Here is a 19750-nt window from a genome sequence, read left to right as displayed (position 1 = left end):
AATATTCTCCTTGATATCAGTCCCATCTAGTATATCAAATTCCTGTCCTCCTGTCAGCTTTCTCTTGACTCTTCTTCTGAGCATTATAGCTTCTAGCCAGCTCCTCCAATTCCCGAAAACAGCGGTATTCTCTCGTTTCATAAGCAAGCGGCTGGTTAGAAATTTTCTCCATCATCTTAAAAAATTCCTTTATTTTTTACATTCGTAAAAACAAAGCAAAAATCCGTACCTACATAAAAGCAAAAATGACAAGAACACATCTCAACACGATTAGAAAAAGCACAAGCAAAAAATCTGAGACAGAGCTCTGCCTCAGATCTTCTTTTTATTTAACTGCATAACTTGCTCAACTCTGCCATCATAGCATCGGAGCAAAGAGCTGCATGATTTCTTTGATAAAGCGACGATACCAGCTGCTATCGAGATTTTCAGGAAGAATTTCCTCAGAAGCCTCAAAAATTGCTTCAAAATCTACCTTGATAGCTGGGATACTCTCCGTATGGTACATCAGGACTGCATTTTCATAATGGTGCACCAGACTGCGGTAGTCAAAGTTAATCGTCCCTACCACAGCAAATTCATCATCGGCCACCACATTCTTGCTGTGGATAAACCCTGGCGTGTACTCAAAAATCTTAACCCCTGCTTCCATCAGATCCGGATAGGCTCCGCGGGTAACAATCTGAATCAGCTTCTTGTCCGGAATGAAAGGAGTCACGATGCGGACATCCACTCCCCGCATAGCAGCATTCTTAATATCCTCCGTCAGGTCATAGTCAATAATCAGATAAGGCGTGGTAATGTAGACATAGTCCGTAGCCTGACTGATGATATTTTGATAGACCGTTTTGCCAACCTGACCCTTATAAATAGGCTTAGGCCCGCTGCCGTAGGGAATGTAAAGCCCTTTGCCTTCGACAGCTTTATTTTCCAGATGGTACTTGTCAAAGTCTGTGATTTCCCCGCGGTTGATGTACCAGTTCATGAGAAAGAGCCGCGTCAGAGCCTTGACTGCCCGACCTTCCAAGCGTACACCGCCATCTTTCCAGTGTCCAAAACGAACAATATGATTGATATACTCGTCAGCCAGATTGATACCGCCAGTATAGCCAACCTGACCATCAATCACCAAAATCTTACGGTGGTCACGGTTATTATAGGATACCGTCATCCGCGGAATCACCTTGTTAAACTTATAAGCCTCGATGCCCATCTTGCGCAGCTTACGGGTATAATCGCCCGGCAAAGTAGCCATGCAGCCAATATCATCATAGAGCAGCTTGACTTCAACGCCCTGCGAGGCTTTTTCGACCAAGATATCCAGAACACTGTTCCACATCAGTCCTTCATCGATGATATAAAACTCCAGAAAAATGAATTTCTCAGCAGCCCGCAGATCAGCCAGCATGGCCTCAAACATCGCCTCACCGATGGGAAAATAGCGAGAAGCTGTACCGTCATAGACATCTGCATTATTGTCCATACTCAGCAGTGATTTGATAATACCGTAGGCTGACTTGTTTTTCTTTTTCAGCTGGACACGAAGATCGTAGCTGTTGTCCTCACGAAATTTCATGGAGTCCATATTTTCCAGCTGGATCATTTCTTTTTTAGACAGCCGTCGCTCGCCAAACATCAGATAGAGCAGGAAGCCAAAGATTGGCACCACCGCAATCAGGAGCCAGGTCACCTTGCTCTCCGGCGGCATATTGCGGTTGACAATGGCTAAAATGGTCCCAATATACAGGAAAACAATCATGACCACTGACAGCCAGTTGGGTGCAATCTCATTAAAATAGAAAAACGCAACAAAGACAAAGACCAGCTCCAGCAGCATAATAATAATGCTGAAACCGTATTTTGACATTAATAAGCGGAATTTCCTGAAAGTCATACACTCTCCTATCTCATTGCATATATTCTAGTATATCAGTAAAACTGCCTTAAAACAACGTTTATATCAATGCAAATCGTATTTCTGGCTGATGAAAAACCAAGAACAGTATTTGAAGACCGCTATCCTCAAAATTTCACTACAAGATTACAACTGATAAAAGGAAAAGCCCTATTCAAGACAGGGCTCTTTCATCATTGTTTCGTAAAGACCAGTGTGTCATCATCATAAGGCTCTTGGGAAAGATCCTCAATTGTCAGCTGATTGCCCTCAATGCGATAGCGCTTGACATCATCTCCAATGACCATAGTCTGGTTGGTAGCATCAATCTGAACCTGTTCAATTTCCTGATCACCATCCGCTTCGACCTTGGTTAGCTGGCCAGTAGTGCCCGAAATCTGCAAGGTCAGCTGATCGCCTTCATGACTTGTCTGGTAGCTGCCATCCAGCTCACCATTGGCTGCTTGCTCGGAAGAAGACGCTGAAGCAGATGAGCTGTTATTGGCCGCACTTGACGTGCTAGCTACCGACGAAGACTCTGCTGTCTTGCTGGAAGCGACTGACTGAGACTGAGAGGAAGGTGCCGTCTGGTTCTGATTAGAGCCGCAAGCTGCCAAGGCCAAAACAGCCGCAGCAGTTAGACCTAAAAATATTAACTTTTTAGAAATTGCCATAGTATTCTCCTTTTTCTTCTGTCTTTATTGTACCAAAGCAGGACTCTGGCGGTCAATTTATAAACTTGTCAAATAAGCTCTGACTTCCGCAATAAAATAGAGAGAGCCCGTAATGAAAAGCAGCTGATTAGTGTTTTTTCTCTCCTGAAAGTTCTGAATAAGCTGCCTATAATCCTCTATGTATAAGAAGCCTTCCGCTTCTGCTTGACCAAGGGAATCTCCATCAGAAAAGGAAGTAACCGTCAACTGAACATTTGGCAGAGCCTCTCGCAGATAAGACAGCATAGCGCTATAGTCCTTACGCTTGAGAGCACCGAAAAGAAGCAGGCACTCTTTGTCATTCTGGCTCTGGATGAACTCCACTAACCTTTCCAGTGCAGGCAGATTATGGGCCCCATCAAGATAAATACCTGGACTGACTTCTTCCAAACGCCCTGCCCATCGAGTCTCCTGCAAGGCCGTCCGAATCTTAGCAGAATCTATTTCCCAGTCTTGCTGCTGCATGAAGAGTAGGAAAGCCTGCAGAGCCAGCGCTGCATTTTCCTCCTGATAGGCTCCCTTGAGTCCCAGTTCAAGATTGGATAGGGCCATAGTAGAATTAGAAAAAGTCTGATTCGTCAGAGAAAAATCGCGACCATGCTGATAGAGTTCTATTCCTAGCTCCTGAGCTCGCTGCTCACAAACCAATCGTGCCTCTTCTGGCAGCGGCCCGATGACCGCTGGCCGCCCCGGCTTGAAAATCCCTGCCTTTTGATCTGCTATCGCCGTCAAGCTCCTTCCCAGAGTCTCCTGATGGTCCAAGCCCACAGAACTGATGACCGCAATATCTCCCGTAATGACATTAGTCGTGTCTAAGAGTCCGCCGATTCCCACCTCAATCAGGGCTATGTCCACTTCCTGCTCCTTGAAATAGAGAAAGGCAATCAAGGTCAGAATTTCAAAATAGGACAGCTGGTCATGACTTTTGAGCAGTTCTTGCTCCATCTTTTGCACCGCTTGACCCAGACGGATAAAATCAGCTGGAGCAATCGGTTGACCGTTAATACAAATCCGATCGTGAATACTAATCATATGAGGCGAGGTAAAACTCCCTGTCTTGCGACCATGCCCCGCAAACAGCTGACGCATGAAAGCAATAGTAGAGCCTTTGCCATTTGTACCAGTTACATGAATCGTTGGAAAACTCTGCTCAGGATTTCCCAAAAGAGCTACAGCCTGCTGCATCCGCCCTAGACCCGAACGAAAGTTTAGACCAATTCGGCTATTCAGCCATTCTTCAATTTCATTCATTTTTTTACCTAAAAAAGAGCAGCGAAGCAGAACTCAAATCTGAATTGCAACTCGCTCCTCTTTCTAATGTTTATGATACGAGATAGAAAATAGCCAATTCTTAGCTACTTCCTTCATCTGTCAATTTTAGCTAGCTTTTCGCCCACACTTGTCCATTTCTGGAAACGAGGCTAGATCAGTCTTACTCCTCCATAAAACTGTTGAAGACTTCTTCAATCATATCCCATTCAGCATCTGAGTCTTCTGGGATTGGCTGCAGGTCACCTTCTGTGCCATCTTCATTTTCAGTAAAGGAATAAGCTTGAATCTCTACCTCACCGTTCTCATCTTCTTCCGCATTAGCCGGAATCAAAAGAACATAATTCTTGCCAAACTCTTCCTTACCATCAATGGTCAAAAGAATTTCAAATAAAGTTTCGTTCCCCTGCTCGTCAACCAAGGTGATTAATTCACGCTCTTCATGCTCGTGGTCATGGTTATGATCATGTGTCATACTAGTGTCTCCTTCATTTCTTTTCTAAAAATTTCGATCCAGATAATTCTGCAAAATCAGCTGTGCGGCTAGCTTATCAATAACTTTCTTGCGCTTGCTGCGGCTAATATCCGCCTGCTCAACCAGCATGCGCTCGGCAGCCACCGTCGTCAGGCGCTCATCCTGATAGTCAACCGGCAGACCAAACAGCTCAGCAATCCGCTGACCATAAGCCTGACTGGCCTCCACTCGAGGCCCGCTGGTATTGTTCATATTCTTAGGCAGGCCAATGACAAACTTATCAACCTTATACTCTTTAACCAGCTCGCCCAAGCGCTCTAGGCCGAATTCGCCCTTATCTTCATGAATCGGAATAATCTCCAGTCCTTGAGCCGTAAAACCAAGAGGATCACTAATGGCAACCCCAACCGTTTTTGAGCCCACATCTAATCCCATAATTCTCATTAGAGATCGACGCCTTGTCCTTTCAAATAATAACGAACCAACTCCTCAACAATCTCATCGCGCTCATATTTGCGGATTTGATTGCGGGCGTTGTTATAGCGAGGTACGTACGCAGGATCACCACTGAGTACGTATCCCACGATTTGATTGATTGGATTGTATCCTTTTTCATTGAGCGACTTGTAGACATCGGTCAAAGTCTCGCTAATTTCCTTTTTATTTGAATCATCGAGATTAAAACGTACTGTTTCATCTGTAAATCCCACAATTACACCCTCTTTCTTTAGAATATCCCTATTATAGCATAATTATAGGCTTTTCACAAATTTAATTCACCCGAATTCTCCTAATTTTTCAATAAGCTTTAGCTAATATTTATCCGAAGTCTGGCTCTGAAATCCAGCAAAAATCCAGCTCTCTTCAGAGAACTGGATGGAAACTTCCTAATTTGAAGACGACACTTCTACACCGTCGCTTCCCTTAAACTTGTTAAGCAATTCTTCCGGACTCAGGGTCTCGATTTGCTCAAATAGCTGCGCGTAGTTTGGAAGCTTTTTGGCGGCTTTGTAGTCTAGATTCTCAGGATCGATAGTCATCTCCAGAGAAATCTCTTCCGCTGTCATATCTGTTTTCAAGTCAAGGCCGGTGATATTCACCGCCTCTTTCAGACCCAGTGCTTCCTCGATCAAAGACAGCATTTCTTTCTTCACAGTGGAAACATCCTGCTTTGACAGAGCTTCCTTGATGTTGTCAGGAATAGCCTTGCTGACATGCAGGATAACCTTATCATACTTCTGTCCGCTGTAGCTGACTGTTAAGATTCTGGTTTCTTTTCCATGTTCTAATTGCTTCTCAGTTTTATAGGACTTAGTGACAATATCTCCTTTTCCAGCTCCTCCCTGTGAGGATGAACTGTTATTTGACTGCTGACTGCAGGCTGTTAAGATTGCCAAAGCTGCCAGCAAAAAGACAATTAATTTTCTCATGTCTTATCTCCTTCAATATTGAACTGATTTTATCATATCATTATAAAAATGGCGCTGTCAAACTGATTGTCACTCTGTCATTAAAATGTAATAAAAAAGAGCAGCTTATTTCTGCTCTTCTGCTCCATTCATCAGGAGATTGTTGATATATTCTTCTGGCGTCAGCTTGATCATTTCTTTGAGCTTGAGATTTTGAAAATAAGGCATAGACGCTGCTTTTTCAATATCCAAACTCTCAAAGTCATAGGTAGAAGTCATTTTCAGTTCGTTCTCATTCAAAATTGTCACTGAACCGCTGAAGCCTTGAAGTCCACGAGCCTGCACATAGTCTGCATCCTGCTCCAGTGACTCATTGAGCGACTTCTGCGCTTCCTCCAGCCCCATTTGCTTGATGGCTTCTTTCATCTCATCATCAGTCGCAGTCAACCTTTCAACGACCAAGCGTTTGAAATGCTCTCCCTGATAAGTCACTGTCTGGCTCTGCTGGTTTCCTCGTTCATCCTTTGGAAAAACAAGCGTCCGAGTAATCATTTCCTGCTGCTTGGCATTATCAATGATAGGCAGATTATTGCTGATTTCTTTCTTGTCAGCCGCATTCGAATTCGTCTCTGTCTTTTTATGTCCACAGCCTGCTAACAGTGCTACACTCAATCCCAGTCCTACTAAAATTTTCTTCATCTTCCATCCTCCTCAGAGATATTGTATCACAGTTCTGCTCCTTGTCAATCCATCTCGTCGCCAAAGCCTCTGTCAACCCGAACAAAAAGAAGAGCCGAGATTCTCTTCCCGACTCTTTCAGTTATATTCAAAGATTAGAGAGCTGCCCGTAGACGAGCTTCTGCATTTTCAACATTGCGAACAGAACGTGGCAGAAAAGCACGGATATCATCTTCTTTGTAACCAACTTGGAGACGTTTATCATCCACTAAAATAGGACTTTTCAAAATACGCGGGGTCTCCATGATGATGTCAAGAACTTCATTGACACTTAACTCTTCAATGTCAACACCCAAACCTTTAGCATAGCGGTTTTTGGATGAAACAATGCTCGCGATACCATTTTCTGTTTTGGTTAAAATATCCAGAAGTTCCTCTTTGGTGATGCCTTCTTTGCCTAAATTTTGTTCTTTATAAGTTAATTGATGAGCGTTTAGCCAGGTTTTTGCTTTTTTACAACTAGTACAACTTGAGACAGTATAGATTGTGATCATGTAAGTACTCCTTTCGCTACACGATACTAATATCGTAGTCTATTATATCACAAAAACCATCGGTCTTGCGACCTATTTTGTAAAATTACTCTTCAATTTCGATGGCATCGTCCAAATCCAGAGTCACTTCTTCCAGCGTTTCCACAGGACTGTCAGCCTTGCTGCCAACCGCTTCTACCAACTCATCACCTTCAATCAAACCATAGCGTACACGAACCTGGCGGCCAATTTCGTCAAAGACTTCTGGATGATCAGCCAAGTACTTCTTAGCATTTTCAGATCCTTGGCCGATTTTTTCATCATTGTAGGAGTACCAAGCACCAGCTTTTTTGATGATATCCAAATCAGTCGCAATCTTGATCAGCTCACCTGTCTTAGAAATACCTTCTCCGTACATGATTTCCACAAAGGCTTCTTTGAATGGCGGAGCCACCTTATTTTTAACGACCTTGATCTTAGTCTCTTTACCAACATTGGTATCCTTCTCATCACCAGTTCCCTTGATTTGAGTATTACCACGGACATCCAAACGGACAGAAGCATAGAACTTCAGTGCACGACCACCTGGTGTTGTTTCAGGATTACCAAACATAACGCCAACTTTTTCACGCAGCTGGTTAATGAAAATCGCAATTGTCTTCGTTTTGTTGATAGAAGCAGACAGTTTGCGCATAGCCTGGCTCATCATCCGAGCCTGCAAGCCGACATGGCTGTCGCCGATATCGCCATCGATTTCTGCACGTGGTACCAGGGCTGCAACGGAGTCCACAACCACCAAGTCCACCGCACCTGAGTCAATCAGCTTACCGGCAATTTCCAGTCCCTGTTCGCCAGAGTCAGGTTGAGACAGCAGTAACTCATCAATATTAACACCCAGAGCAGCCGCGTATGACGGATCCAAAGCATGCTCAGCATCGATAAAGGCAGCGATACCACCTTCTTTTTGCGCTTGAGCAACTGCGTGAAGAGCAACGGTTGTCTTACCAGAAGACTCTGGTCCGTAAATCTCAATAATCCGTCCCTTAGGATAACCACCGGCACCAAGGGCAATATCCAAGGCCAAAGAGCCAGAACTCATAACTTGAACCTTTTGCTCTGCCCGCTCGCCAAGACGCATAATGGCTCCCTTACCAAAATCCTTTTCAATGTTTTTAAGAGCATTATCCAAGGCTTTTTGGCGCTCATCGCCGAATTTCTTTGAGATTTCGTCTAATTTTTTTTGTTTCTTTGCCATTTATTTCTCCTGTTTTTTCTAAAATGTCTTTTGGCCATCTTCATCATTATACCAAAAATCAGCTATTTAATAAAGTTTTTCGTACTAGGTTGAAGGCGTGCAGAACAGCAATTTTCCGCACATCACGACGACTGCGTCCAGCAATATTGACCTTAATAGTTTCCGTTCCTGAAGCACTAGCTAAACCGATAAAAACGGTCCCTGCAGGATGATCTTCCAGTGAATCTGGGCCTGCCACACCTGTCAAACTGACAGCTAAGTCGCTTTCGGTCAGCTTTCTAGCCTGCTCTGCCATTTTCCCTGCCGTAAAAGCTGAAACAACTCCATGCTCCTCCAAGTCTCCCAACGGAATATCCAGCATCCGGCTCTTTTCCTCCATGCTGTAGGTGACAAAGCCACCTGAAAAAATGGAAGAGGCTCCAGCAAAATCAGCCAAGGTCGCTTGAAAGAGGCCTGCTGTCAGACTCTCCGCCGCCGAAATCGTCTTCCCTTGACTCTTCAGCAACTCAAAAGCCACCTGTGCCAAGGAATTGTCATCCCCGTAACCATAGAAAATCTCTGACAGTGATTGCCCCTCAAAAGTCTTATGTTCCAAAATTTCCTTTTCCACAGCCTCAAACTTGGTGTCAGCTTCTACCTGACTCAGAGCCTTGGTGGACAGTCGTAGGGTAACTTCCCCTGTCTTTGCATAAGGAGCAATGGTGGGGTCACTCTGCTGCTCAATCATCTCTGACAAAATAGTCACTAGCTGACTCTCGCCGATACCAAAGAAACGCAGCACCCGTGAATATAATTTCTGGCCTGTGGATAAGAGGGGAACCAACTCATTATTAACCATAGGCTTAAGCTCACTAGGCGGGCCAGGCAGGACTACATAGGTCACTCCGTCTGCTTCTAACAATCCTCCGACAGCTAAACCAGTCGCATTTGGTAACGGAGTCGAACCTTCGACCAGCTGGGCCTGACGCTCATTATTGGGCGTTCGAGCATAATCTGGCCGGCTAGCAAAAAAGCGATCCAGCTTTTCCACAGCCTGTGAGTCAAAAATGAGCTCACGTCCTAAGAACTTAGCCAAGGTCTGCTTGGTCAAATCATCCTCTGTTGGCCCCAAGCCTCCTGTTAGGATAATCAGATTATTGCGCCCTTGAGCAATTTCCAAAACAGATAGGAGACGATTTTCATTGTCCCCTACTGCTGTCTGAAAATAAACATCAATCCCCAGACTCGCAAGTTTTTCAGATAAAAATTGGGCATTGGTATTGACAATCTGACCCGTCAGAATCTCAGTGCCCACAGCAATAATTTCTGCTTTCATAGAACCTCCTACCTTACTATTCGGAATTGGCTTTATTTTATCACAAAAAATCTTAAAAAAGTTGATTTTCATTTCAGGAAATAAAAAGAGCTGTCAAGTTCCTTGACAAACTTGTCAACATGCTGTGGAAAACTTTTAAGAATGACTGGTGTTATGCAGAATAACTAGATTGTTAGGGAAATGCTATTGGCAAATGGTTTGAATCTTTTTATAATGGAGAGATAAATTCCAATAAAAAGAGTTTGGGACAAAAAGATTTCAATTTTTAAAAATCTTAATTATTAAGCCCTTCAAATCTATAATTAAATACGAAAAGCGAACAAAGCAGAATTCTGATTACCAGAAAACTAGTTTTGTTCGCTTTTTATATTTGAGGTTGGACTTTTGTCCCAGGTTCTTTTAAATACAACTAAAACCAGCTAAAAAAACTAATCCAGCCCCTGTAAAAATTACTTTCCCTTTGCAAGAAGGTCTGTAAGTCTACTAATTCTTTTGAAGGGGCAGACAATAGATACTGATTTAAAAAAGGGATTAGACGGACACACTCAATTGAAGCATTCTTACCATTTTCAATCTTATAAACAGTAGATAAGATTAGCTGTGAAAATTTCTCATCCTTTTTAGTCGTATCTAAATGGTATACTTCTTGCAATAGATGTAAAAGCTCTTTTTCTTTAGCTTTTCTCACAGCAGCTACCTCCTTATCTATAAACACGCGGTACCCACGGTCCGTATCTAGCCCAACCATCAAACATAACATTTACCATGTGCTGTAAAGTGGGTATTACTTGAACCATTTTCCACTCACCTGTATAAGGATTATAATAAAAATCATAAGGTTTCGCTGTATATCTATAGTAAAACTGATTGGCCGGGTCAGTATATCGTGGAACCTCTCCTTGTATTTTTACCTCTCCGCTGTTCACTATATCAGCTCTGATACTTGCTACAGGTGCAAATAAAACAAATACCAACAAAACAACGGAATAAAACCATTTTATTCTGCTTTTCCTCATTTTTAGTACCTCACTGACTACTTGTTTTCAAAGGTAATATAATTTAATGTAAAGTCTTATTTAGCCTTTTGGGCTCACCCTCCTCTCTTTCATATTTAGACCTATTCCCAAGGCCACCACCATGGAAATACATTAACAATAATCATTACTAGCAAAATAAATTTGCGCTTTGTTTTTCCCACCTTTGCCCTCCTTTCTATTTCATGATATACTATTTTAAAACATTTTTTCAAAACGTAGCTTTTAGTAACATTTTCAAAGAGGGTTCTTATGCGCTGGGATTATGGAAAAATCTATAAAGAAATTAGAAAATCAAAAGGGCTGACTCAAGAAGAAATTTGTGGGGATTTTTTAGCTCGCTCAACTTTGGCACGAATTGAAAGTGGACAAGTCGTGCCAAAGTTCGATACCATGATTTTTTTACTTCGCCAGATAGATATGACACTAGAAGAATTTAAATACATTTGTGATTATTATCAACCTAGTCAGAGACAGAAAATTTTAAATTCTCTTTATAACCAAGGTGAGACTATTGTAGGGACGAAAGGTTTGTTACAATTAAAGAGAGAATGCGAGGCATATCTATGTAAACATTCCGATATTCCGATTAAACATGCTTTAGATATCATCAATATTACTATTCATCTGAGACAAAATGGAATTTCTGAGACAAAAGAAATTAATGCTACTACCAATAAAATTTGGGCGTATTTAGAAAAACAGGACACTTGGTATGAAAGTGATTTTCAACTTCTTTCTACTATCCTTTATTTCTTCCCTTTAGAAAATATCAAACAATTTACCCAAAAGATTTTAAATAGTATAAAGAAATACCAATCATTTCGCTATGGGAATAATGTACAAATCGGTCTTTTAGTCAACCTTTCTACCATCTATCTTTATAATGGATTAAAGAGAGAATGCGCTGAAATTACTAAGTACATTTACGATTTGTCAAAAAAAGAAAAACGTTATGATTCCCTCGGGCTTTCACAGATTCGACTTGGAATTTGCAAAAATGATAACGAATTAATAAAAAAAGGGATTGCTCTACTACAACTTACCGATGAAAAAGAGCTAGTAAAATCTCTAAAAGAAGAAATTGAAAAATACCGTTGAGAATCTTTCTCAAACGGTATTTCTATGTGGATTAAAGTCACAATCATTTTCATGATCATTGATAAGGCCAGCGGCTTCTAGGAATGAATAGACACAAACGGGACCGACAAATTTGAAGCCTTGCTTTTTCAGCGCCTTGGACATGCTTTCTGACAGCTCTGTCTTAGCTGGCGCTTCCTTGTAGTTCGTAATTTGATTGTCAATCGTTTTGAAATCTACAAAGGACCAGACAAAGTCATTAAAAGAGCCAAACTGCTTTTGAACAGCCAAAAAAGCTTGGGCATTAGCCCTAGTTGCATAAATCTTCATCTTGTTACGGATGATGTCGGGATTATCCAACAAACCATCCAGATCTGCATCTGTCATCTGAGCAATTTTCTGGGCATCATAGAAATGAAAAGCTTCCCGAAAAGCCTGACGTTTATTCAGAATGGTCTCCCAAGAAAGTCCAGCCTGATAGGTCTCCATGCAGAGCAATTCAAATAATTTCTGATTATCATGGAGGGGTTTGCCCCACTCCTCATCATGATAGGCTACATACAAGGAGTTGTTCATTTTTACCCAGCCGCATCGTTTGGTCATAACTTTCTCCTATTTCACCAACATCTTAAGGGCTGACTTGATATAGTTTTCTGCTGTATCCGTCGTTCCTTCAAAGAATTTCTTGATTTTCTTGAGCTCAGCAGCTTTGTAGCCCAGAGCCAGCATGGCTTCCATGGCTTCTTCCAGCTCCTGATTATCCACAGTCTGGACAGGTGCCTTGCTTTCTGCCAGACCATCCGCCGCCACTACCTTGCCTTCCAAGTCCAGCACCATCTGCTGGGCTGTTTTCTTGCCAATTTTAGGAAACTTGGTCAGGTAGGTGATATTTTTCTGCTCAATGGCTTGCACTAAGCCAGCATTATCATCCGCCGCAATAATTGCCAGGGCAGACACTGGGCCGATACCTGAGACTGAAATCAAGCTGAGAAAGAGTTGCTTCTCCTCCTCAGTCGCAAAACCGTACAGGAGCTCCGCGTCTTCCCTCACCACCTGGTGCACATAGACCTTAGCTTCCTGATGAAGACGCCCTGAGTATGCATAGGGGTTGGCCACATGAAGAATATAGCCGATAGAGTTGACTTCCAATACGATGTACTTGGCTGTAATTTTACTGATGATTCCTTTAAAATATTCGTACATAATCTTCCTTCTTTTTGTATCATTTTGCCTATCTAGTATATCATATTTTCTGTCTGGAAACTGCAAATAGAAGTGCAACCAGCGGTTGACAAAATGTACAGGAAGCTGTATTCTCAAGATAAATAAAAGCTGTTAGGATAGAGATAGAAAAAAAGGAGGCTGTGATGATGAAACTCGCTGATAAATTATTTGAACTAAGAAAAGAAAAAGGCTGGTCACAAGAAAAGCTGGCAGAACAAATCAATGTCTCTCGCCAAAGCATTTCCAAGTGGGAATCTGGCCAAGCACTGCCAGAGCTGGAAAAAATTGTAGAGCTGAGCAAGATTTTCCAGGTGACGACAGATTATCTGCTTTTAGAAGAAAGTGACAAACCAGAAATAAAACCTGTCCTCTCAGAAGACGAAAAAGATCGCTACTATAAGGAAGTGAAATCTTATGGTTTCTGGCAGGTTCTGTATATTTTTATATCAGCTCTGGCTATTTTTCTCTTCTTCGCAGGTTCCAGCTTTCCAGCAACATTCACTGCCCTGGTCTGGTTGACTTTCTTCCTCTTAATCGCATCAGCAATGGCTATTAACAAGGCACTAAAGATTAAGAAAAAGTATCTGGACAAGGTTATAGGCCTTGATGATTCTGAGAAAGAAGGTGCTCAAGATGAAACTAAAAACTGACAATCCCATACCTGTCAAAACTCGTCTGAAAGAGCTGCTTGGAGACTGGCTCTTCATCTCATTCTATCTCATTTCTCTTTTTTTACTAGCTATGGGCTTTTACAATCTGGTTCTAGGAGGCATTCCTTCATTCACTGAAGCTCAGAGCCAACTTCTGGCTTTTTCTAGCTCCGTCCTGCCTCTAACTATCATCTTTGCTTGGCTAGACTATCGAAAAGGAAGTCTTGGCAAGCGTTGGGCAGGTTTACAGTTGGTTTACAAACATAGGAGCCTTTCCCACAGCCTTTTGCGCTCTGCTATCAAATTTTTCCCTTGGCAGCTGGGACATATGGGAGCTATCCGTAGTGCTTATCAAGCAGATGCCCTGTCAATTTTCTTGTCAACTTCAGCAGGGATTCTCTTCTTGATCTTTCTGCTGATGGGACTGCTTCGCAAGGACAAACGCCATCCAGCTGATTTGCTTGCTAGAACACAAGTTCAGGTCAAACATCAAAAACAGCTCTAGTTCTATGACTAGGGCTGTTTGATCTTCTATACAGTTTAGTATTTCCCTAACTCCCGCAGGCTAGTATGATTTTCCTGAATGCGGCGGAACATTTTTTCCATATCCGACTTGGTAAAATTGACTAAGACCGGTCGGCCGTGTGGGCAGTTGTAAGGATTGTCACACTGGGACAGCTGAAAGAGCAAGTCACGCGCAGAGTAGTCATCCAGACTGTGATTGGCCTTGATGGAGCGTTTGCAGCTCATCATAATGGCTAGCTCTGCTCGATATTTCTTGATGGAAACTTCCTTGGTCAGGAGAAGCATATCACACATTTCATAGATGCCGGCCTCAATCTCCTCTTCCTTGAACCAAATGGGATGCTCACGGAGGATAAACTGATTGGCTCCGTACTCTTCTAAAAAGATGCCAGCATCTTCTAACAGCTCCATCCGCTGCTTGATTCGCAGCATATCGTCTGCTGGAAATTCAAAGATATAGGGCACCAAGAGCTGCTGCTGGCTATTGTCCACATCCCCTATCTTCTCCCGATAATACTCATACTTGACCCGCTCTTGGGCAGCATGCTGGTCAATAATGTAAAGACCACCCTTGCCCTGAGCAAAGAGATAAGTGCCATGCATCTGGCCGAAATATTCTAACTCTGGGAAGCTTGACTTCTCTTCCTGTTCCAACTTATCCACAGCCCGCTCCAGACTGGCCTGATCTAGCTCTGGATGATCTAGTTGGTCATAGCTGGCTAGCTTTCTCTCTGCAAATTTGACTGAAGTTGGTTGTGGCTCTGCTTTTTCATTTGTCGCTTCATGAACAGGCCCTGCTGATTCTTCAAAGGATAGCTGCTGCTCGGCCACCTGTGGCTTGAGGAAAAAGTCATTCTGCTCCTTATCGTAGTAGAGGCGATTTTCTTTCAGCGGAAGACTGGTCTGTTCGGGCTTAGTCGCACGCTTAACAGTTGATTTGGCTAGATTTTCCAAAGCATCCGGGATAAGATCCTGCTCCTTGAGACTGGTTGCAATAGCTTGCGAAATCAAGGCCATGAGTTCCCGCTCTTTAGAAATTCGCACCTCTTGCTTGGTCGGATGGACATTGACATCTGCCAGATAGGGATCAATCTGGATATTGATGACCGCTAGTGGGAAGCGGCCTACCATCAGCTTGCTGCCGTAGCCGTCCAAAATAGCACGATTGAGTAGGAAATTCTTAATGTAGCGGCCGTTAATGAGGATCGTAATATAATTACGATTCGCACGAGTCAACTCAGGCAGGCTGACATAGCCACTCACTTCAAAGTCCAAATCTGAAGCAGAGATTTCCACCATTTTCTTAGCTGTTGCCAAACCATAGATTCCTGAAATAGCCTGACGCAGATTACCACTGCCGGCAGTCCGTGTCATTTCGCGGCCGTCACTGATAAGGGTGAAAGCTACTTCCGGATGGGCCAGACTGAGCCGATTAATCACATCAACGATATGGGACAGCTCAGCCTGCTGGCTCTTCATATACTTGAGCCGGGCCGGAGTATTGAAGAAGAGATCTTCTATCTTGATTTTCGTTCCCACCGGACTGCTGGTAGGCACATGCTCTTCGATCTCACCGCCTTGGGCAACCAGCAGGGTCCCGTGCTGGCCGGCTTCCGTTGCTGTTTCAATGGTAAAACGCGAGACAGAAGCAATGGAAGGAATGGCCTCACCACGAAAACCCAATGTCCGAATCCGAAAGAGATCCGCCTGCTTCTTGATTTTGCTGGTAGCATGGCGGCGAAGTGCCAGAGGGACATCTTGGTGCTCTATGCCCTCGCCATTGTCCGTTACCTGAATGCTCTTGAGTCCGGCCTCCTCGATTTCGATAGTAATCTGACTTGCACCCGCATCAATTGAATTTTCCACCAGCTCCTTGACCACGCTGCTAGGTCGCTCAATGACCTCACCTGCCGCAATCTGATTGGCCAGAATTTCTGGAAGTTCGATAATTTTTGACATCTTTTTCTCCGTATTTGTTCTGCTATCTATTATAACACATTGGGCTTTTTCTATCAGAAGGGAGCCTTATCTCGACCACTCTGCTCACCATTCAAACCAAATAGACACAGATAGCTGCCACATAGACACAAGGGCTTGTTTTCGCTACTAAGTTGCGGTTTAATAAAGATGAAAGGAGGAAGTTATGAAAGTTAAGCTAAGAATCGATTCTCAAGTCACCGAAGACTCCGTCAGCATTGAGGCTCGCCTTATGACAGAAAGCATTCAGGAATTGGTCCACTTTGCTCAACATCTAGGCAAAGAGGACAAGATTCATGTCAAGAAAGAAGACGACATCTATCTGCTGGACGCTAAGGAAATCCACCGAATCTATACAGAAAATCGTCAGGTTCGGGTCCGAACGGCAAAAGACAGCTATCGAACTCAACAAGCTCTTTATCAATTGCTGCAGATCCTACCGGACTATTTCCTGCAGATTTCTCAGTCGGAGATTATCAACAGCCAACAAATCAGCCACCTCAAGCTGACTCCAAATGGTCTGATTCAAATATTTCTGAAAAACGGCGATCAGACATACTCGTCCCGCCGCTATCTCAAATCCATTAAAGAAAGGTTGCAATTATGAAAACTCGTCTTAAAGAACTCTTTTTCGGAGGGATTGGAGGGATTTTCATCGGTCTCTTCTTCTCCATGATTGTTTCTTATTTTTACAATCCAGCTTATCTACCGCTTCACCCTCGCTCTCCTATCGGCCACTTCTTTTTGAGCCAGCATGTCCATGTTTCCCTCATCATGCTCTACTGCATGCTTATCTGGTTTAACATGGGAGCTGTTTTCAGATGGAGTGGAAGCTTCTTCCAAAGAGATTGGAGCATCCTGCGCTCCGTCGTCAGCCACTATGGAGTGATGATTCTGAGCTTTGCACTTTTGGCTAATCTAGCTGGATTTTTCCCAAGAGAAAAACTACTCAGCCTGACACTGACTGCCGTCGGGGAATTCACCCTCATCTATCTAATCATTTCAGGTGCCATCTACTACCGCACTTACCGCAACATTCAAAAAATCAATAGCCGTTTGTCTAGAAAATCGTGAGAAACAAAAAGAACAGACTTGAGGCATTAACAAGTCTGTTCTTTGCTTTTACAGCTTTTTCTTGAGATCGGCCACTGCTGCCATGACTTCCAGAGGAGTCATATTATAGATGTCCAAGTCTCGTAGTTCAGTCAGGACTGGATTTCCCGATCCTTCTGCGAAAAGAGACATCTGCTCCGCCACTTGCGAACGTGTTTGTCTAGATTCAGCAGGAAGCTCTGAGCCTAGCCCTGTATCCTGACTTTCCAAATGACTCAAAATGCTATCCGCCCGCTCCAGTAATTTCTCAGGAAGTCCGGCAATCTTCGCCACATGAATTCCGTAGGACTTGTCAGCCGGACCCGGCTCAATCTTATGCAGGAAAGTCACCTGCCCGTCCTTTTCCAAGGTTGCCACATGGACATTTTCCAAATGCTCCAAGCTGTCCTCTAAGGCTGTCAGCTCATGATAGTGGGTGGCAAAGAGGGTTTTGGCCCCAGTATAGTGATGAATGTGCTCGATAATAGCCTGAGCCAAGGCCATCCCATCATAAGTCGCCGTCCCACGACCCAGCTCATCAAAGAGGATGAGCGAACGATCGCTGGCCTGCCGAATGGCCCGATTGGCCTCCATCATCTCCACCATAAAGGTGGACTGGCCGGACACCAAATCATCCGCTGCGCCGATGCGAGTGAAAATCGCATCGAATAGCGGCAGACTGGCAGACTGAGCGGGCACATAAGATCCCATCTGTGCCATGATGACGATGATAGCCAACTGGCGCATATAGGTCGATTTCCCGCTCATATTAGGCCCGGTAATCAGCTGGATGTCCGTTTCCTGATCTAGCAGAATACTATTTGGAATGTAGCTTTGGGCACCCATGACCTTTTCCACAACAGCATGCCGACCTTTTTCAATCTGCAGACGGCGCTCCGCAGTAAAGACAGGGCGCACCAAATGCAGTTGTTCTGCCACCGCAGCAAAGCTCTGCAAGACATCTACAGCTGCCAGCGTTTGTGCCAAGGCCTGCAAGCGCTGGATGTATTTGCCAGCTTCCTCGCGAATCCGCATGAAAATCTCGTATTCCAGATTAGCAGATTTTTCACGCGCCTCCAACATCTCTCCCTCAATCCGGGCCAGCTCCTCCGTTCCGAAACGCTCAGAATTTTTCAGGGTCGCCTTGCGAAAGAAATGACTAGGCACATGAGCCAGTTGGGAATTGGTCACGTGGAAATAGTAACCATCTTTTTTATTGTAATCAATCTTCAAATTGCTGATGCCGCTGTTGGCACGTTCTTTAACTTCCAGCTCCGCAATCCATCCGGTTCCCTCCCTCAGCACAAGCCGATACTGATCCAAGGTCTCATCAAAACCGGTCCGAATGATATTGCCCTCAGTAATGACATGGGGCGCATCCGGTGAAATAGCTGAGCTAATCAAGCCTGCCAACTCTGGAATAGGGTCCAATCCCTCAATCAAACGAGCTAGATGCGGGCTGCCAATCCCTTGCAGAATAGCCTTAATCTGAGGCACATTGCCCAATGTTGCTGCCAGCTGCAGCAGATCTTTAGGATTGGTCTTGCCAAAAGAAACCCGACTAGCCAGCCGCTCGATATCATAGACTCCCTTGAGACTTTCTGTCAAATCACTTCGCTCAAAGAAATGATCCAGAAAGACCTCGACGACATTCTGCCGCTGGATGATTCGCGCTTCATCAATCAGCGGACGCTGAATCCAAGAGCGCAGCATGCGGCCGCCCATGGCCGTCTTGGTCTCGTCCATCAGCCAATAAAGACTGCCGTGCTTCTTGCCCGAACGAGCATTTTCTGTCAAATCCAGACTCGCCTTAGTGGCATAATCCATTTGCAGAAAGTCCTTGATTTCATAATGCTGAGCCTTCTTCAAATGGCTGAGCTCCCTCATCTGGGTCCGGTGCACATACTCCAGCAATTTCCCTGCTGCCTGACGCTCCATAGGAGACAGCTCCTCGCCCAGCAGCTGGACATCGTCCAAGGCCGTCTGTACATAGGACAGTAAAAGGTTCATCTGTCCAGCCAAGACCTGCTCCTCAGCTTCTGGCAAGGCATAGCCCAACACCACTTCCCTAGCTTTCAAATTGCGGATTTCCCCGCAGACCAAGGCAAAGTCCTCTAGACTGGTCACCTGAAACTCACCGGTCACCAAGTCCATATAAGCCAGACCATAGAGGCCCTCTGAGTAATCCAGAGCCACCAGAAAGTTATTAGCAGAGTCCGGCTTACTGGAGTCCACCACCGTTCCCGGCGTGATAACCTGAACAACCTCCCGCTTAACAACCCCCTTGGCTTCCTTGGGATCTTCCATCTGCTCCGCAATTGCTACCTTATAGCCTGATTCGACCAAAACATCAATATACTGCTGTGCCGAATGATAGGGAACTCCAGCCATGGGAATGGGATTTTCTGCATTTTTATTGCGGCTAGTGAGAGAAATCTCTAAAATCTGGGCGGCATTGACCGCATCATCATAAAACAACTCATAGAAATCCCCCATCCGAAAGAGCAAGAAAGCATCTGGATAGTCCTTTTTGATATCCAAATACTGCTGCATGCCTGGCGATAACTTTTCTACTGCCATCTCTATCCTTTCTAAAAACAAACGAGGTCAGGACTTCCGTCTCAAAC

At 44.1% G+C, this 19750-nt stretch carries 22 protein-coding genes; 5 read left to right on the top strand and 17 right to left on the bottom strand.

Annotated elements, in window-relative coordinates:
• Positions 1–34: 34 nt before the first annotated feature.
• From DQM55_RS00770 to DQM55_RS00705, 13 genes are all read right to left on the bottom strand, one after another.
• Positions 35–175: a hypothetical protein gene (locus DQM55_RS00770; protein ID WP_111675163.1), complete on the bottom strand. Its 141-nt coding sequence runs from the start codon at positions 173–175 to the stop codon at positions 35–37.
• A gap of 183 nt (positions 176–358) precedes the next feature.
• Positions 359–1894, bottom strand: a complete 1536-nt coding sequence (cls, locus tag DQM55_RS00765) for a cardiolipin synthase (RefSeq protein WP_111675162.1) — start codon at positions 1892–1894, stop codon at positions 359–361.
• A 194-nt stretch (positions 1895–2088) separates the two neighbouring features.
• Positions 2089–2568, bottom strand: coding sequence for an SP_0198 family lipoprotein (locus tag DQM55_RS00760; RefSeq protein ID WP_111675161.1), 480 nt, complete (start codon positions 2566–2568; stop codon positions 2089–2091).
• A gap of 57 nt (positions 2569–2625) precedes the next feature.
• Positions 2626–3858 (bottom strand): bifunctional folylpolyglutamate synthase/dihydrofolate synthase, encoded by a 1233-nt coding sequence (locus tag DQM55_RS00755; protein WP_111675160.1) that lies wholly within the window; start codon positions 3856–3858, stop codon positions 2626–2628.
• A gap of 181 nt (positions 3859–4039) precedes the next feature.
• Positions 4040–4351, bottom strand: a complete 312-nt coding sequence (locus tag DQM55_RS00750) for a DUF1292 domain-containing protein (protein WP_002894073.1) — start codon at positions 4349–4351, stop codon at positions 4040–4042.
• Positions 4352–4375: 24 nt separating this feature from the next.
• On the bottom strand, positions 4376–4795 hold the full coding sequence (gene ruvX, locus DQM55_RS00745) for a Holliday junction resolvase RuvX (RefSeq protein WP_002899275.1): 420 nt from the start codon (positions 4793–4795) through the stop codon (positions 4376–4378).
• Positions 4795–5061 carry an IreB family regulatory phosphoprotein gene (locus DQM55_RS00740; protein WP_002894075.1) on the bottom strand — a complete coding sequence of 89 codons (267 nt, stop codon included), beginning with the start codon at positions 5059–5061 and terminating at the stop codon, positions 4795–4797. The genes ruvX and DQM55_RS00740 overlap by 1 nt, the downstream gene beginning before the upstream one ends.
• 177 nt (positions 5062–5238) lie before the next feature.
• A complete protein-coding gene (locus DQM55_RS00735) occupies positions 5239–5781 on the bottom strand; it encodes a hypothetical protein (RefSeq protein WP_111675159.1) in 543 nt (180 codons plus the stop codon).
• A 105-nt stretch (positions 5782–5886) separates the two neighbouring features.
• A complete protein-coding gene (locus DQM55_RS00730) occupies positions 5887–6459 on the bottom strand; it encodes an SP0191 family lipoprotein (RefSeq protein ID WP_111675158.1) in 573 nt (190 codons plus the stop codon).
• 134 nt (positions 6460–6593) lie between these two features.
• A complete protein-coding gene (spx, locus tag DQM55_RS00725; RefSeq protein WP_002894078.1) occupies positions 6594–6992 on the bottom strand; it encodes a transcriptional regulator Spx in 399 nt (132 codons plus the stop codon).
• 85 nt (positions 6993–7077) lie between these two features.
• On the bottom strand, positions 7078–8226 hold the full coding sequence (gene recA, locus DQM55_RS00720; protein ID WP_111675157.1) for a recombinase RecA: 1149 nt from the start codon (positions 8224–8226) through the stop codon (positions 7078–7080).
• 58 nt (positions 8227–8284) lie between these two features.
• Positions 8285–9541, bottom strand: a complete 1257-nt coding sequence (locus DQM55_RS00715) for a competence/damage-inducible protein A (RefSeq protein ID WP_049552831.1) — start codon at positions 9539–9541, stop codon at positions 8285–8287.
• Positions 9542–9950: 409 nt separating this feature from the next.
• Positions 9951–10229, bottom strand: a complete 279-nt coding sequence (locus tag DQM55_RS00705) for a bacteriocin immunity family protein (RefSeq protein WP_223310420.1) — start codon at positions 10227–10229, stop codon at positions 9951–9953.
• Positions 10230–10827: 598 nt separating this feature from the next.
• Between DQM55_RS00705 and DQM55_RS00695 the strand changes: the two genes are divergently transcribed.
• A complete protein-coding gene (locus DQM55_RS00695) occupies positions 10828–11676 on the top strand; it encodes a helix-turn-helix domain-containing protein (RefSeq protein ID WP_111675156.1) in 849 nt (282 codons plus the stop codon).
• A 9-nt stretch (positions 11677–11685) separates the two neighbouring features.
• Here the strand turns inward: DQM55_RS00695 and DQM55_RS00690 are convergent, their stop codons facing one another.
• Together DQM55_RS00690 and ruvA are read right to left on the bottom strand one after the other, a co-directional pair.
• Entirely contained in the window at positions 11686–12258 is a 573-nt protein-coding gene (locus DQM55_RS00690; protein WP_111675155.1) for a DNA-3-methyladenine glycosylase I, read from the bottom strand.
• 9 nt (positions 12259–12267) lie between these two features.
• A complete protein-coding gene (gene ruvA / locus DQM55_RS00685) occupies positions 12268–12858 on the bottom strand; it encodes a Holliday junction branch migration protein RuvA (RefSeq protein ID WP_009660167.1) in 591 nt (196 codons plus the stop codon).
• A 167-nt stretch (positions 12859–13025) separates the two neighbouring features.
• Between ruvA and DQM55_RS00680 the strand changes: the two genes are divergently transcribed.
• Both DQM55_RS00680 and DQM55_RS00675 read left to right on the top strand, forming a co-directional pair.
• Complete coding sequence (locus tag DQM55_RS00680; RefSeq protein WP_004185136.1) at positions 13026–13529, top strand: helix-turn-helix domain-containing protein; 504 nt, start codon at positions 13026–13028, stop codon at positions 13527–13529.
• Positions 13513–14034 (top strand): RDD family protein, encoded by a 522-nt coding sequence (locus DQM55_RS00675; RefSeq protein ID WP_168956407.1) that lies wholly within the window; start codon positions 13513–13515, stop codon positions 14032–14034. Before DQM55_RS00680 ends, DQM55_RS00675 begins: the two co-directional genes overlap by 17 nt.
• Before the next feature lie 35 nt (positions 14035–14069).
• Here the strand turns inward: DQM55_RS00675 and mutL are convergent, their stop codons facing one another.
• Entirely contained in the window at positions 14070–16013 is a 1944-nt protein-coding gene (gene mutL, locus DQM55_RS00670; protein ID WP_111675153.1) for a DNA mismatch repair endonuclease MutL, read from the bottom strand.
• Between the two features lie 184 nt (positions 16014–16197).
• Here mutL and DQM55_RS00665 point away from each other — a divergent pair, with 184 nt between their 5' ends.
• Both DQM55_RS00665 and DQM55_RS00660 read left to right on the top strand, forming a co-directional pair.
• Positions 16198–16638, top strand: coding sequence for a LytTR family DNA-binding domain-containing protein (locus tag DQM55_RS00665; RefSeq protein ID WP_111675152.1), 441 nt, complete (start codon positions 16198–16200; stop codon positions 16636–16638).
• Positions 16635–17105, top strand: a complete 471-nt coding sequence (locus tag DQM55_RS00660) for a DUF3021 family protein (protein ID WP_111675151.1) — start codon at positions 16635–16637, stop codon at positions 17103–17105. Before DQM55_RS00665 ends, DQM55_RS00660 begins: the two co-directional genes overlap by 4 nt.
• A 48-nt stretch (positions 17106–17153) precedes the next feature.
• Here DQM55_RS00660 and mutS read toward each other — a convergent pair whose 3' ends face one another.
• Positions 17154–19703 (bottom strand): DNA mismatch repair protein MutS, encoded by a 2550-nt coding sequence (mutS, locus tag DQM55_RS00655; RefSeq protein WP_111675150.1) that lies wholly within the window; start codon positions 19701–19703, stop codon positions 17154–17156.
• Between the last annotated feature and the right edge of the window lie 47 nt (positions 19704–19750).

The sequence above is a fragment of the Streptococcus sanguinis genome (assembly GCF_900475275.1).
Classification (GTDB): domain Bacteria; phylum Bacillota; class Bacilli; order Lactobacillales; family Streptococcaceae; genus Streptococcus; species Streptococcus sanguinis_N.
This window is presented reverse-complemented; position numbering and strand designations above follow the sequence as displayed.

Bases quoted from the DNA above. Each gene is read 5' to 3' on its own strand.
- DQM55_RS00770 (WP_111675163.1), bottom strand. From the start codon at position 175: ATGATGGAGAAAATTTCTAACCAGCCGCTTGCTTATGAAACGAGAGAA.
- cls (WP_111675162.1), bottom strand. From the start codon at position 1,894: ATGACTTTCAGGAAATTCCGCTTATTAATGTCAAAATACGGTTTCAGC.
- DQM55_RS00760 (WP_111675161.1), bottom strand. From the start codon at position 2,568: ATGGCAATTTCTAAAAAGTTAATATTTTTAGGTCTAACTGCTGCGGCT.
- DQM55_RS00755 (WP_111675160.1), bottom strand. From the start codon at position 3,858: ATGAATGAAATTGAAGAATGGCTGAATAGCCGAATTGGTCTAAACTTT.
- DQM55_RS00750 (WP_002894073.1), bottom strand. From the start codon at position 4,351: ATGACACATGATCATAACCATGACCACGAGCATGAAGAGCGTGAATTA.
- ruvX (WP_002899275.1), bottom strand. From the start codon at position 4,795: ATGAGAATTATGGGATTAGATGTGGGCTCAAAAACGGTTGGGGTTGCC.
- DQM55_RS00735 (WP_111675159.1), bottom strand. From the start codon at position 5,781: ATGAGAAAATTAATTGTCTTTTTGCTGGCAGCTTTGGCAATCTTAACA.
- DQM55_RS00730 (WP_111675158.1), bottom strand. From the start codon at position 6,459: ATGAAGAAAATTTTAGTAGGACTGGGATTGAGTGTAGCACTGTTAGCA.
- spx (WP_002894078.1), bottom strand. From the start codon at position 6,992: ATGATCACAATCTATACTGTCTCAAGTTGTACTAGTTGTAAAAAAGCA.
- recA (WP_111675157.1), bottom strand. From the start codon at position 8,226: ATGGCAAAGAAACAAAAAAAATTAGACGAAATCTCAAAGAAATTCGGC.
- DQM55_RS00715 (WP_049552831.1), bottom strand. From the start codon at position 9,541: ATGAAAGCAGAAATTATTGCTGTGGGCACTGAGATTCTGACGGGTCAG.
- DQM55_RS00695 (WP_111675156.1), top strand. From the start codon at position 10,828: ATGCGCTGGGATTATGGAAAAATCTATAAAGAAATTAGAAAATCAAAA.
- DQM55_RS00690 (WP_111675155.1), bottom strand. From the start codon at position 12,258: ATGACCAAACGATGCGGCTGGGTAAAAATGAACAACTCCTTGTATGTA.
- ruvA (WP_009660167.1), bottom strand. From the start codon at position 12,858: ATGTACGAATATTTTAAAGGAATCATCAGTAAAATTACAGCCAAGTAC.
- DQM55_RS00680 (WP_004185136.1), top strand. From the start codon at position 13,026: ATGAAACTCGCTGATAAATTATTTGAACTAAGAAAAGAAAAAGGCTGG.
- DQM55_RS00675 (WP_168956407.1), top strand. From the start codon at position 13,513: ATGAAACTAAAAACTGACAATCCCATACCTGTCAAAACTCGTCTGAAA.
- mutL (WP_111675153.1), bottom strand. From the start codon at position 16,013: ATGTCAAAAATTATCGAACTTCCAGAAATTCTGGCCAATCAGATTGCG.
- DQM55_RS00665 (WP_111675152.1), top strand. From the start codon at position 16,198: ATGAAAGTTAAGCTAAGAATCGATTCTCAAGTCACCGAAGACTCCGTC.
- DQM55_RS00660 (WP_111675151.1), top strand. From the start codon at position 16,635: ATGAAAACTCGTCTTAAAGAACTCTTTTTCGGAGGGATTGGAGGGATT.
- mutS (WP_111675150.1), bottom strand. From the start codon at position 19,703: ATGGCAGTAGAAAAGTTATCGCCAGGCATGCAGCAGTATTTGGATATC.